This window comes from Blautia sp. 1033sp1_1033st1_G9_1033SCRN_220408 (genome assembly GCF_040929965.1).
Classification (GTDB): domain Bacteria; phylum Bacillota; class Clostridia; order Lachnospirales; family Lachnospiraceae; genus Blautia_A; species Blautia_A ammoniilytica.
Genome location: NZ_JBFKZO010000022.1, coordinates 36,506 through 51,010 on the forward strand (window position 1 = coordinate 36,506; position 14,505 = coordinate 51,010).

Annotated in this window: 9 protein-coding genes; 2 read left to right on the plus strand and 7 right to left on the minus strand. The window is 42.7% G+C overall.

Annotated elements, in window-relative coordinates; translation table 11 throughout:
- Positions 1–23: 23 nt before the first annotated feature.
- The 7 genes from AB5916_RS14195 to AB5916_RS14225 all read right to left on the minus strand — a co-directional run bounded on the left by AB5916_RS14195 (position 24) and on the right by AB5916_RS14225 (position 13,196).
- Positions 24–4,670 carry a DEAD/DEAH box helicase family protein gene (locus AB5916_RS14195; RefSeq protein WP_368191531.1) on the minus strand — a complete coding sequence of 1,549 codons (4,647 nt, stop codon included), beginning with the start codon at positions 4,668–4,670 and terminating at the stop codon, positions 24–26.
- A 329-nt stretch (positions 4,671–4,999) separates the two neighbouring features.
- Positions 5,000–5,383: a TnpV protein gene (locus tag AB5916_RS14200; protein ID WP_368191525.1), complete on the minus strand. Its 384-nt coding sequence runs from the start codon at positions 5,381–5,383 to the stop codon at positions 5,000–5,002.
- Between the two features lie 848 nt (positions 5,384–6,231).
- On the minus strand, positions 6,232–6,465 hold the full coding sequence (locus tag AB5916_RS14205; protein ID WP_368191526.1) for a hypothetical protein: 234 nt from the start codon (positions 6,463–6,465) through the stop codon (positions 6,232–6,234).
- Between the two features lie 15 nt (positions 6,466–6,480).
- Positions 6,481–6,792: a hypothetical protein gene (locus tag AB5916_RS14210; protein WP_368191527.1), complete on the minus strand. Its 312-nt coding sequence runs from the start codon at positions 6,790–6,792 to the stop codon at positions 6,481–6,483.
- Between the two features lie 145 nt (positions 6,793–6,937).
- Positions 6,938–11,188: a SpaA isopeptide-forming pilin-related protein gene (locus AB5916_RS14215; RefSeq protein WP_368191528.1), complete on the minus strand. Its 4,251-nt coding sequence runs from the start codon at positions 11,186–11,188 to the stop codon at positions 6,938–6,940.
- Positions 11,189–11,470: 282 nt separating this feature from the next.
- Complete coding sequence (locus AB5916_RS14220) at positions 11,471–12,415, minus strand: ParB/RepB/Spo0J family partition protein (RefSeq protein WP_368191529.1); 945 nt, start codon at positions 12,413–12,415, stop codon at positions 11,471–11,473.
- A complete protein-coding gene (locus tag AB5916_RS14225; protein WP_055156136.1) occupies positions 12,372–13,196 on the minus strand; it encodes a ParA family protein in 825 nt (274 codons plus the stop codon). Before AB5916_RS14225 ends, AB5916_RS14220 begins: the two co-directional genes overlap by 44 nt.
- Before the next feature lie 585 nt (positions 13,197–13,781).
- Here AB5916_RS14225 and AB5916_RS14230 point away from each other — a divergent pair.
- A complete protein-coding gene (locus AB5916_RS14230) occupies positions 13,782–14,159 on the plus strand; it encodes a hypothetical protein (protein WP_117460232.1) in 378 nt (125 codons plus the stop codon).
- Between the two features lie 26 nt (positions 14,160–14,185).
- Positions 14,186–14,464 carry a hypothetical protein gene (locus AB5916_RS14235; RefSeq protein WP_005342358.1) on the plus strand — a complete coding sequence of 93 codons (279 nt, stop codon included), beginning with the start codon at positions 14,186–14,188 and terminating at the stop codon, positions 14,462–14,464.
- Positions 14,465–14,505: the final 41 nt, after the last annotated feature.

Consider the following 14,505-nt stretch of genomic DNA (forward strand, 5'->3'; position numbering starts at 1 on the left):
TTTTCAATTTAGGACAGTTAATTTTATCGTCCTATTAAAGTATAGCCCTCAGGTGTCAGTTCAATCGCTGTGACTGTTTCTCCAAAGGTAGAAGCCCATGCATCAAAATGCTGCAAGTTATTCTTCACAAGCGTGTTATACTGCAAGTATCGCTGTATCGTATAAAGCTCCACCATACTATTTGAGATAGGCGTACCTGTTGCAAACACCGTTCCCCTTCCTCCGGTAATCTCATCCAGATAGCGGCATTTCATAAACAGATCAGAAGATTTCTGTGCTTCTGTCTGAGCGATTCCGCCCACATTCCTCATTTTTGTATAAAGAAAAAGATTCTTATAATAATGACTTTCATCAATAAACAGTCTATCTACACCTAGTTCTTCAAAGGTAACAACATCATCTTTTCTGCTCTGATCATTCAGTTTTGCGAGTTTCTGCGTGACTGCTTTTCTTGACCTTTCAAGCTGTTTGATTGAGAACCTTTCTCCTCTATTTTCTTTTAATTCAGCAATGCCATTCGTCAGTTCCTCAATCTGCTGTTCCAGTATCGCCCTCTGTCGCTCAATCGACATCGGTATCTTCTCGAACTGGCTATGACCGATAATAACCGCATCATAGTCGCCTGTTGCGATACGACCGCAGAACCTTTTACGGTTCTTGGTTTCAAAATCTTTCTTGGTTGCTACAAGGATATTGGCTGACGGATAAAGCTGCAAATACTCTGCCGCCCACTGTTCCGTCAGATGGTTGGGTACCACAAACAAAGACTTATTACAAAGTCCGAGTCTTTTCAGCTCCTGTGAAGCAGCCACCATTTCAAAGGTTTTTCCCGCCCCAACTGCGTGTGCAAGCAGCGTATTTCCTCCGTATAAAATGTGTGCAACTGCATTTCTCTGATGCTCCCTGAGTGTAATTTCCGGATTCATACCACTGAAAATGATATGGCTTCCATCATATTCTCTCGGTCGAACACTATTAAACTTTTCGTTATACAGTCTCGTGAGTTTCTCCCTTCGTTCGGGGTCTGCCCATACCCAATCCTGAAATCCCTGCTTGATCAATTCCTGCTTTGCCTGTGCGATGGCTGTCTCTTTTTTATTTAGCACCGGTTTTCTTTTGCCCTCATCATCTTCAATATAATCAAAGATACGGACATCTTTCAGGTTCAATGTTTCCTCGATAATCTTATATGCATTGATACGTCCTGTACCATAGGTGCTGTTTGCTTTCACATTGCCCCGGTCATAAGATTTCTCCTCGATATTCCAACCTCCGGTGTAAGGGGAGTAGTGGACTTTAATCCTCCACTGAGCATAATTCGGTGTATTTAAAAACTCAAACATAAACTGCTGATAGATTTCTGGAGGTACCCATGTTGCTCCGAGTCTTACAGATATTTCACTGGCAGTCAGGTCTTTTGGCTGTATCTTTTCCAATGCTTCTACATTGATTTTATAATCTTCCGGATAAAGCATTGCGGTTCTCTTTGCTAGTACCAGTTTCTCCCGGACATTGCCAGAAAGATACTCATCCGCCATCAAATACTTCGGCTCTGTAACATTTCCATAGCCATAATGCGGATTTAAAAAGATCACACCTTTCAAATCCTGATACAGCGTTTCTTCTGATTTTCCTGAGAGTTCCTGCATATATTCCATGTCGATTCCGGCTTTCTCTCCCATAGAAATAGCAAGTGCTTCACTGGCAGTGTCCACCTTCGTCACTGGTTTGTGTGGCTGGATCGTCCGCTTAAAGAACATATCCGCCTTACGTTCCAACTCTCCATTTTCATTGAGCACTTCCAACGCAGATAGCAGTGCAAAGGAACTGTCATCACTAAAAGCAGAGATATTTGCCCTGCTGTTGATCAGCCCATATTTCTTTGTATAATTATCATAAAGTGTATTCAGTCTAGCCTGTTCTGCCCGAATATCTTCATCCGGGTAATCCTCTGTCTGCAATTCAATCAGATTACGGACACAATCACGAACTGCAATCAATCCTTTGATACGGTTCTCTGCGGTTGCCGATACTTCCACCGGATTCATACGTGAATTTTCCCGGAAATAGATTTTATCTTCCACCACCGTATAGGAAAAGTTCCTTACCTCCGGATTGGCAGGAATGGAGTTATCTTCTTCCTCCAGTTCATTCTCAACCTCATACGCTCTGATTTCTCCATGAATATTTGCCACTGCTTCAGATAACAGTTCTGACAGGTCCGCATTTTCAAACGGTACGCAAGTTGCTTCTTCTCCGAAGCGACCACTGACCATTTTCATTTCTCCGAGTATCATTTCGGGATGCTGCACAAAATATGCGTTCATCGTAAGACCATCATCGTTTGTGCGAAGCTGTACCCAATCTGGCTCAATATCAATGAGCCTGTCCCGCTTTTGCAGGAACAATATATCCGACACAACTTCCGTACCGGCATTATCTTTAAACGTATTGTTTGGAAGCCTGATTGCTCCCAAAAGGTCTGCTCTCTGTGCGATATATTTTCTGACCGACGAGTTTGCTTTATCCATTGTCCCCTTACTGGTTACAAGAGCCATCACACCACCTGGACGTAATTTATCCAAAGATTTGGCAAAGAAATAATCATGGATCAGGAAGTTATATTTATCATATCGCTTATCAAGCACCTTAAAATCTCCAAAAGGCACATTTCCGACAACGCCATCAAAGAAGCTGTCTGGTACATTGACTTCCTCAAATCCCTGTGCTGCGATGGAAGATTTCTGATATAACTGCTGTGCTATTCCTGCCGAAATCGTATCTAACTCAACACCATAAATTTTTGTGTTTGCCATTGACTCCGGCAGCATACCGATAAAGTTACCAATGCCACAGGACGGTTCCAACAGATTCCCTTCCTTAAATCCCATCTGCTCCATTGCCTTGTAGATAGCAGTTATCACTTCGGGTGGTGTATAAAAAGCTGTCAGTGTGCTTTCTCTTGCTGCGGCATATTCGTCAGGCGAAAGCGCCCTGCGAAGTTCCAAAAACTCATCTGCCCACGCTGAGTTACGCTCATCAAATGCTTCAGACAAACCACCCCAACCAACATATTTCGACAAGATAATCTGTTCGGCAGGTGTGGCAAAGCGGTTCTCAGCTTCACACTCTTTTAGCACCCTGATTGCTTCCATATTTCTGTGAAAGCGTTCCTTTTTTCCGGCTGGTTCGACCGGATGATTTCTAAGATCAAACGTATTTCTCTCCGCAAGCGGAATATCTGGGTGCAAGTCAAAGCTTCTGACTTTGCTCCTTTTTTTCTCCCACTGTGGTTTGATTGGTTCCGGTTCAACCGTCATGGCACTGAGTTCATTGATCAGTCCCTCTAATTCTTTTCCCTGCTCGGCTGTAACTTCTTCTCTGTCTATTTCCTTTAAGTAATCAAGAATGTTACTTACCTCATCCGGACTTTGGAGTAAATCTCTTGTATTTTCGATGACTTCCTCATCCGTCTCATTGACTTCTACGTTATCCTGATATCCAAAATAATCATAATCTTTCATAAACAGCGTAAGTCTTGTCGCTAAGTCCGGTAAGCCATCAAACTGTGCTGCTTCCCTCGGTGTTTTAGATTCCAACACCCTCTCAAGCTGTTTATCCGTAATGGAAGTCAGATCATCAAAGTCCAGATATACAAGTGCAGATTCAATCATATCCTCCAACGAGCTATATCTTGTACTTTCAATCAACTTTCCATCAAGATATTGGTCTATACTAAAATCTACAAGATTGGCATTTACCTGTATCGGTATCTCATCATCTGTGATCGTCGTAAACGCAACACCAACTTCTTTCGGGTTGCTAAAATCTGCATTTGAGCCATACTCATGCTGACAAAACTCATTGATGATTTCCTTTGCCTGTGCCAACATTTCTAATGGCACCGTATTCTGATCTGGCACTTTCAGATGGTCATTCATCGGATTTTCCCGTACTTTCTCATCAAATTCTGTACGGTTAAATTCCTTATTAAACAATGGCATTTCCGTATCATACAGCATGACTCTCTCATCATCAAAAGATAAGATTTCATATTCAGAAGCTCCAATATACACAGTATCGCCAAGATGATACTCATAATGTTCTGCTGAAACCTCCTCTACCTCCTGTTCCAGTGTTTCCTTTGGAGCAGTCGAAAGGATTTGACGATTCTTTCTTTTCTCCTCCAATTCTGCCCGTCTGGCTTCCTGTTCTTCAAGCCACTTAGGATAACGCTCTTTTTCCTTTGGATTTAAGTATCTGTCCATCCGTATCAGTTCCCCGATACGTTTTTCTACCAGCGTCCATTTGAGTGTCATTTTCTCAGCATCTTCGCCATACCCTCTGGAAAGATTGATACCTTTTCCATCATGCAATTCTTGTATGCCTGTGCCGATAATAATCGGATAAGAACCTCCCCAGCCATATTCATTTTTCAGAAACGTAACATTTTCTTTTGCAGATAAGCTCTTTTCAAACTGCTCATAAATCCGCATTTTTCCATTAGAGATACCACTTCCATGCGTCAGGACTGTATCTATAATCTCCTGTGAAAAAGAAAAGGCAGAGGTTTTTTCTGCCCCTGCCTGTCCGTCTAAAATAAAACTTAGCTGCCCATCCATTGACGGTAGCGGTTTGATTCTATCATTTAATTCTCCGAGCAATCGCATTGCTTCAAAATGCTGTGCAATCACGCCCCAGTCATAATAACTCTGCTTTGTCCGATTCTCGTAATGCCCTTCCCAAAGATGCAATACATTCTGAAATGTCTTGTATCCAACAGTTCTTCCATCTTCCAATGTCAGCTCCGTGTAGTCATGATTAAAAATGTTCTTAATAAACTCCGTCCGTTCCGCATTATCCAGTGTCCTCTCATAAAAATCTTTGATTTCATCAAGAGATGCTGACAAATGCGGTGTTGTCCGGAGTATCTCGTTAATATCTTTATCACTGCCGAAGAAAGGAAGGCTCTTATCTTCATGGCTTCGGTCATAATACTCTAAACGTAAATGACCTGTGCTTTCACGATCTCCTGAGCCGAGTTCCTGATGTTGTTCATCAGCCGAACCCAGTTCATCATGTCGTCCGCTTTCATCTGTTCGGTCAGTCCCTCCCTGGCTGCCATCTCCCGCACCAGTGTTTCCTCCAGTTCGCTCGCCCTCTGCTGTACTTCCGACAAATGCTTTGTCAAGATTCCTTTCGTCAGGAGATTGTAATACTGGACTCTGTGCTGTTCCTTGAGAAATGTTCTCCTCATCTGTGACCATTTGCCCACCACCGGCTCCGGCTGTTCTGGCAAGATCAGATCCGGAAGGTTGTAATCCCCGACCATCGTGTATGTGATCTCGTTCATTCTTACCGCTCCTTTCGGTTGTATTTTCATCCCTATTGTATTCAGATTTTCTATCCGCTTCAATGATGCGATTGTTCCGGCTGAGTGCCCGAATGGTTTTGGATATTTCCGAAAGTCCCATCTCTGAAATATCACTTGTAGCAAAACCGAGAGCGTTTAACGTTTCCTGCGTATTAAAGTTTGTGACATCTCTGAAATCTTCCGCTTCAAAATATTCTCCCACATTGATTCCCAGTCGTGTCATCATCATATATGCCACACTGTTTGTCACAAGTTTTTTATAGATGGTAGTAATCATACCCTCATCCAGTCCTGCAAGAAAACTGTTATCTGCAACATAAAGCAAATCCTGCAAATAATCCGGGAGATTATCTTCTGCGGCATTCTGTGCAGCACTCATGACTGCGTCCGAAAGAACACTTTTGTAAGTCAGTTGTCCAAACGTATTTTCCAGTGTTTCAATGACTTCTTCTGTATATTCCTCCTGCATATCCCAAAGTGGAACCGGACGGGAATATCTTCCCTCATGTGTATCGGAAATATCAAAGTAATGAGTTAATCTCTGTGTCTTTCGGTCCTCATCAGCAAAAACTGCAATACCTCTCGCTCCACGATTTACCCATCGACCAAAATTTCTGTTCCAACGCTCGATCTCAAGTACCGCAGTAGCGTCAGGACGCTGTGCATAGATCAGCAACTGCTCATCATATCGCAGCTTATAATTCCGGCAGGCAGACTGCAAAAAGTTCTGCCAGTTCTGTGGATTCGCAACTACTGTTTTGCAAGTCCGGTCATAGAGTTCCGAGATCAGATTGTATTTTCTTGCCACTTACCTTGCACCTCCTGTCGTTTCTGTATCTTCTGATCGGCTGGCATCGTTACTGCGAAGCCTGCTGTTCATCAGCACCACCTCCCAAATAAGAAAACAGCTTATTAGCTTTGGTTTCTTTCTGAAATTCAATGATCAATGCCATATCCGGTATCGTAATCCCTGGGATTTTCAAAATGCTTTCCATGTCGAGCTGTTGTAACTTCTTTTCCGTATTACAGCCGAAATCGAAAAGTTTGGTCAGAAGTTTGATCTTCTGCTGAAATGCTGATTTATCTTTCATGGTCCATCCTCCTCGCTACTTTCTTGCGTAATCGGTATATAACTTCTGCATTTTCTTCCTGTTTCTCCGATATTCAGGCAGACACCCTAACTCTGGATGCGTTGCCTGTATCTTCTGTCTTATTCTTCTGACGCTTTCAAAATGTGGCAATTTCAACTCTCTGTAATGTTTCATGACCACTTCAAAAGGCATCTTTCCTATTGGATTTTCATTATTGGAATAACTGTTGCAGACAAGAAGATAAAGCACCATGTCGTCACTACGGGACTGTGTATTTGACTCAAGCACAGAGAGAACTCTGTCCTCAATCTTCTCTAACTGGTTCATTTTGACCTCCTTGCTCAAAAGCAAAGGGCGGATTGCTCCGCCCCCGCTTCAAGTTATTTATTTTTTCTGTTTTTCTTCTGTAAGAAAAGAAAGCCGCCGATGATAAAGGCGACCAATACGACTGCTACGATTGTCTTTGCGTCCATTATTCATTGCCCTCCTTTTTCTTCTTTCTCTTGGAAGCAATGACTGTTGCCGCAATTCCCGCTGCGGAAAGACCTGCAAGAACCATCCAAAGACCGGTTCTGCTGTCATCGCCTGTTTTTGGTGTATCACGAAGTTCATTGTGCATTTCAATCTCTACTGTTGAGTCTGCCTGCACAGTAATCTTCTTATCGGCTGGTAAGATATATCCGGCAGATACATTGTCACTGACCTCAGAAACGGTGTATTCTCCGATACGAAGTCCGTCCACAAAGATTTCTCCGTTCTTGTCAGTAGTAAATGTGCTGTCATAACCATTAACACCTGTGATACGGAATGTGAAACCTTCTACTTTACCGTCAGAAGATGTCTTTTTGATTTTCAGATTACCTTTCATCGCCTGATTGATAAAGCCAACACCTGCTTTATTTTCCACGTCATAAGTCTTTTCATCCTCAGTAATGGATACGGAATAAACACCCTCATCAAGAACAAATCCTTCTGGGGCTTTTGTCTCTTTTACAAGATATTTTCCGTAAAGCAGCTCCTGGATTTCATAAATGCCGACAGAAGTTTCTTCCAGATTTCCAACAAGCTCATCTTTGTCGTCCAGTTTTCCGTCGCCATTGACATCTTTGTAGACTTCAAAAGTGGCTCCTGTCAGCTTATTATCCGGATAATCTGCATCCACCTTTGTGAGTCGGATATTGCCATGGATATATTCATTTGTGATTTCCGCTTCAATGACCTGCTCATTCCAATCAATAGTGACTGCATGAGCTGTTCCATCAAGGACAAATCCTTCCGGTGCTTCGATTTCTTTGACAATCCAGTTACCATATGGCACTTTCTTAAATGCGAAGCTGCCATCTTCTCCGGATTTCACAGTCATAAAAGCATGTTCTGCTGTAAATTCTGTTTCATCAGCTTTAAAGATTCCGATTACTGCACCTGCAAGTGCTTCTCCGTTTTCATCCACTTTCTTACCTGATACAGAACCATAGATCAGTTTGTTTTCAATCGGTTTCCCGTCATTGACTTTGATTTCAACTGTTTCCGTATCCTGTCCGGCATAATCAAATGTGAATGCATACTGCTCATCATTCAGGATATAATGTTCATCCGTTGTCATCTCTTTGATATAGTAGCTGCCAAACGGAAGGTCTGTCGCTACTGTCGCAGTACCATCCTCCGCAAGTCCGATGATTTCGATCAGTCCGTCTGCCGGGATTACCGTACCGCTTTCTGATACAATGTCCTCTTTTGCATAAAGTCCGAAGCTGATATTTTTCAGTTCATCATTCTTGCCGATTCCGAATGTTTCATCCTGTTCAAGCATTTTTTCAAGAGAAATCTTGACTTTCTGTCTTTCGTTATAGAAGCTTGTGGCAGTTTCTGTTACTGCAACCTCCTGTCCGGCATAAGTGAGTTCTACCTGATGTCCATCTTTATTGATGACCATGCCTTCCGGTGCTTTTGTTTCTGTTACGGTATATTTACCCAGATAAAGCTCCTTGCTCTTTGCAGTGCCTTCTTCATCTGTTGTGATCGTATCCACAACATCGCCTTTGTGGTAGCGGAGTGTTCCATCCGGTGTTACCACATCTTCGTCTGCTGTGATTTTATAGGTTGCACCCGCAAGACCTTTCACTTTGTATACCGGCTGATAGATCACATCTTTGCCTTCCTCGCCGGATACGTTCACACCAAAGAATACCTCTCCTGTTTTTTCCACAGAAATCGAACCTTTCTGAGCCATGTTCGGCTTCTCAACCTTAACCAATTTAATCGTGCCCTCCTGTGTTGCATTTTCTTCTGTCACATCGAATGATACCGGTGTACTGTCAAGCACATAACCATAAGGAGCCTGAACCTCAACCAGTGAATATCCCTTGCCATACTCCAGTTTCTCCGGTGTTACAAGCTGACCGTCTGCATCTGTATAGAAGGTGTCGATGGTTGTCGGTGTCGGATAAGTAAAGGTCATAGTTACCTTATTTCCTGATGGATCGTAAATCTGAAATCCTGCACCTGCATATGGAATGGTTTTACCTGTTTCCGCATCCTTTTTGACCACTTTGATAAAGCTTTCAAAGTTTGCATTGTTGATGAGGTAACGATAAGTCTGTCCATCTTTAGAAATGAACACATCAAAATCACTCATCAGTTCTCTGCCTTCCCAGCCTTTTGTCTGATGGACGGTATAAACGCCGTATGGCATATCTTTTGACTGGGCAAATCCATTCTCATCGCATACAAGTGTATCTCTCTCATCTTCTTCGGCTGCGTCATAGTTTCCGGAAGATTTCAGATAAACTTCAAACTCTGCACCTTTTTCCGGTGTTTCAATCTTGGTTTCTCCGTCATCAGTATGCTTGATGATAGCGATATTTCCTTTCATGACCTGTTCAGTTACATCATTGGCAGTCAGATTGTGTTCCACTTCATAGAGTTTCGGGTCCGCTCCAACTTTGTGAATAGTCTTATCAAGCAAATATCCTTCAGATGGTGTGATTTCTCTGACTGTCCAATCGGTATCGCAGATATATTCTTTCGTTGTAAACTGCCCATTCGCATCGGTCACATATTTATCTACCAGTGTTTCGCCTTTGTAGATACCATAAACTGCACCTGCAAGTGTCGCATCGCCCTGTGCTGTGCCTTCCTCCTTGTCACTCTTAGTTACAGTCACTGTAAATTTCTTCAAAATGTTACTGAAATCACGCTTTGTCACAGACTTCCACTGAATAGGGGCTGTCTGGTTCTCCGGTACAACATAGCGTACCTCGGTATCCACTTCTTCTACGGTATACGGTTCACTTCCACTGATCAGCACATCTTTGAAAGTTGCTACTCCGTTTGCGTCTGTCACTGCATACTGGTCGACTGCAATGCCTGCAAGGGAAGTACCATAAAGATGGAATTTCACACCCTCAACAAGGTTATCTTCTGAGGATTTGACCACCTGAAGGTCGCCCCTTTTCAGAACGTTGTTAAAGTTTACAGTTGCTACCTGTCCTGCTACGACTGTGACTCTGTGTGTTTCCTGTGGCACATATTTGTCAATAGACTGCTCTGTTACGGTATAGACACCCGGCATCAGATTATCAAGTTGGAACTTACCGCCATTCGCTGTCGTTACTGTCTGATTGATACCATTACCGGAAATTGTGAAGTTGATACCGTCCACCTTTCCGTCCTCACTGGTCTTGACAATCTGGCAGGAACCATAGCTGACTTTCATTTTCACATAGCCACTGACCGGATCGCCAACTTCCTGTGCATAAGAAACAACGTCCTGCACACTGGAACCTGTGCCATGTTTCCCCTCGGACCACACAACCACACCTCTGCGGACAGAGTTTTTCTTGCTGGCAGTGATCGTAAAGGCATCGCTTGGTGCTTTCTCCATGGATACCGTCAGCTTATTCCCATTTGTGGAAAAGGATACCCCACTGATAGTTGCACTGAAGCTGTAATTAGAGAGTACGTTGTTCGTATCTGTCAGTGTTGTTGTATATTTGCTTCCATCCCACTCCAGTTCCAGTGTTTTTGCTGAACCGGCAGAACGGTTACAGAAACTCGGCACAACCGTATGTTTCTGAATGCTCGCTACCATCGAGTCATAGTAGCTGAAAATCTTACTGCGAAGTGGATGTGCGGCATTGACCACATCTTTGACATTGCTACAACCACTCGCTGCTTTGTGATTAAAGTTTGCGTCACGTTCTCCGACGATGGTTTCCCAGATCAGAAGCTGTGTCGCATAGGCATGGGCAATACTGTTTGCGGCAGCTTCATTCTGTGAACGCCAGCTTGTGGAAATCGTTCCACGATAACCGTACTGTAAGATTCGACCGATATACTGTCTGATCTCATCTCCGGAAATAACGCCATTTGCCTGAATGTTATTGAAATAGTTTTCATCGTACTGGGTCATAGACTGCCCCATACTCAGATGCACACCCGGTTCAATACAATAGCCAACATTGCCTGAAAAAGAACCGATTGCCTTCAGGTTGGTATGTGTGGCACTGCCTGTATGCCATCCATTTTTCAGCGTCAGGTTATTGTGTCCCCATACGCCATCGTAATTCGCATCGCCATCACGAGGGAAATCGACCATATACACGTTGGTCTTTTCCCCGGCTGCGGCAAAAGCGGTATTCGCTCCTACGCCCATGAAGGCGGTAAGGCTGAGAACTGTTGCCATCACAAACGACACAGCCCTCTTGATTTTTAATTTTGCCATTCGTTTTTCCTCCTTAAACGAAACGAACGCATCAGTTATCCACAGTGCGTCCAACTTTTATTGCATCTTTATCCCTGTTACTACTCCAATACCTGCCGAAGAAGAAATCTGAACTTTTCATCGTATCAAAACCTCCTGCACTTTTCCAACTGTGCGACTGGTTCTTATAGATAACCATAACATTATGAGATAGTTATAAATATGGAGATAGAATATATATTTTCAGCAGGTAAACTGTAGGTTATAGGGGGTAGAGTGTGAGAAGGGGGAACGATAAAAGCGTTATCTGCTGTCACGGTCTGCCCTCTGCCTGAGATACTTGTTATAATGCTCCAATGCCTTACAGATAAAGTCCTCCCTCTGGCTGATCTTGATATTTTTCGGAATAAACTTCTCTACCCTGTCCATACTCAGCGTAATCTTTTCTTTTTGGTTCGGCTTCTCCTCCGACATAATTGCCTGAATAACTTCGGTCGTGAGTTTCCCTTCCTCAAAAAACTTCCGCATACGGATAGTCTGGTCGTGAGAGGGAGTTGCGTCGTTCATGTCGATTTCATCCACGATGTCCCTCTGACAGTCCTCATCAAGATAAGACAATTCCACTGCCGGACGCATTTTGATTCGCCCTTGATCGACAAACTCAAGCAGTTCAGGAACGAGATTTGTTAGACGGACATACCTACGAATTTGGTCTTTGCTCTCTCCTACTTGTTCAGCAAGTTCAACATCTGAACGCCCCTTAGATAACTTAGTCGCCACTGGCGACGAAGTTAAATCTGTTCGCTGTCCCTGTCTTTTCATGGCATCCAAACGCATTTTGTACGCAAAAGCTTTTTCAGAAGGCAGTATCTGTGACCTTTGAAAATTGCTCTCCACCATCAAAATCGTGGCTTCATCTCTGCTCAAATCCACAACTTCACAGCGAAGTGTTTGAAAACCTGCCAGCTCACAGGCTCGTTTTCTTCTATGACCAGATATGAGTTCGTATCTCCCATCTTCCTTCTGTCTGACTGTTGCCGGAGTAATAACCCCTCTGTCCCTGATACTCTCTATAAGCTGTAACATATCTTCATCATCCCTGACTTTAAAAGGATGATCTGGGAAATCGTCAATCAGCCCCAATGGAATATCCCGGATTTTGGAAAGCTTTTCTTCTTCTCTCTGAGCCTGCGTGGTAAACAGGTCATCGAGCTTCGTGAGCGTGAAGTCGCTCTTTCTTCCTGCCATCTGCTAACACCTCCTTCGTGAATGCGGTGTAAGCCTTTGACACCGTACTGCGTGGCTCATAACCATAAATGCTCTTGCCTTTTGAAGAAGCTTCTGCGGCTTTTACTCCGATTGGGATAGATGTCCGGTACATCTTAATATGATTCCCGAAGTTTTCCCTCAGAGCTTCCACCGTACTTTTAGCAAGATTAGTCCGACTGTCTACGAGAGTCAGAAGTATTCCATCAATCTTAATATCCGGATTGATATACTTCTTTACCCTTGAAATCGTCTGCACGAGCTGCGTCATTCCTTTTGCTGGCAGATATTGAGCCTGAACCGGAATAATCACACTGTCTGCCGCCGAAAGAGCATTGAGCGTTACCATACTAAGCGATGGCATACAGTCGATCACAACAAAATCATATCTGTCTTTAATCTGATTCAAGTAATTTTTCATCGTGGTTTCTCTGCTCATGGCATTCATCAGGTTATACTCCATTGCTGAAAGCTCAAGGTTTGCTGGAATAAGATCAACTCCTTCATCATGGTGCAGGATTCCAACCATCGGGTCATTCATCGTTTCATTCATCACATCTGTTAATTTCGTTGCAAGCGTGATACCCAGACTGTCCGTATCCTGCCACCCCAGACAAGTGGTTAAATCTCCCTGTGGATCTGCATCAACAAGTAATACTTTCTTTCCCTGCATTGCAAGACCGATTCCGAGATTGACCGAAGTGGTGGTCTTTCCTACTCCGCCTTTCTGATTGCAGATGGCAATCGTTTTGCAGTTTGACACTTCTTGCGTCCTCCTTTCCTGAATATTCATAGCCATTGTAGAATGACTATGTACCTGACCGTTTCATTTCCTAAACGGTCGTGGCAACATTTGTTCTCAACACCCCTTGCCGAGCGTATCGCTCATGGGAAGCCACTAAGGAACAGACTGCTGATCTGTATCATAGGATTCTAACCTCTGCCGGGTACTCCGCCAGCTCCTTAGAGAAGTATCATTATCTTTCTGACTGTCATCGCCATGTCAGGAGCAACCTGACACTCATACCGGGAGTTCTCGCTGTTCTGCATCCACAAAAGTTATGGCGTACCCGATAAGGTGGCTATCATCAGAATTAACGTCTTAGTGACCTGTATATTCAGTTCTAAATTTCAAAGGAAGGCGTTCCATTTTTGTTGATTGGAATTACTCCCTTCACTTATTTGGAATTGCTCAGGCTTTTGACACCCTATTTTTTATAAATTTTTTTAATTATTTTTTTGAGAGAGATTTTAGAACAATAGATAAGTAGAAAAAGCTTCAAATCCCGTGTATAATTAAGAAATAAAGATAGAAACAAATCGGGATTTTTCGGAGGGGCGAATGTAGATGAGTTTTATAGATGATGCATTATCAGAAATTAGTAATGGTGAGGACTTTGTTCAGGCAATGGCAGATATTTATGAATATCCAGAAGTAAGAAGTGAGTTATATAAATTACCATCTTGGATTAGAAATATCATAACAGTCATTGATTATGACACGGAATTAGCTATGAATGGTTTAGATTTTAAATCTTATGGGAATATTATTGATGCTTTGACTAATATGGGATTGACGGAAGAAGCAGAAGTACTAATTACTTTTGAAAAGAAACCTTCACAAGAGGAGGCAGATATTTGCTATTCAAAACTTGCTATTAATAATGATTATGACGCATTTTGGAATAAAGTATATTCGTATGCTGACGAAAATATAAAGAGATAACTTCAAGTTTGAAAGGAGTGTTAAATATGAAATTCCCATTTTATGACGCACCAAATACAGCTACAATAACCTGTTGCCACATATTAGAGAATGGAGAACCTATTTTGTATGTATCACATGATGAAGATGATGGAATGTGGCAATTTCTATGTGGAAAAGCACATGAAACAGACGAAGCAAAGTTAGTATCCTTAAAATCAGTATTCGACTTAGATAATTCTGTTGGTATTCTAAAGGATATGCCTTGCGGTTACTATGCTGAAAGAAAAGCTCAAGATGATGAATGGAGTGTTAGAAAACGGTAACTATCAGCTCGGTCAATTCAAGTTTGCCGAAATATCTTTCT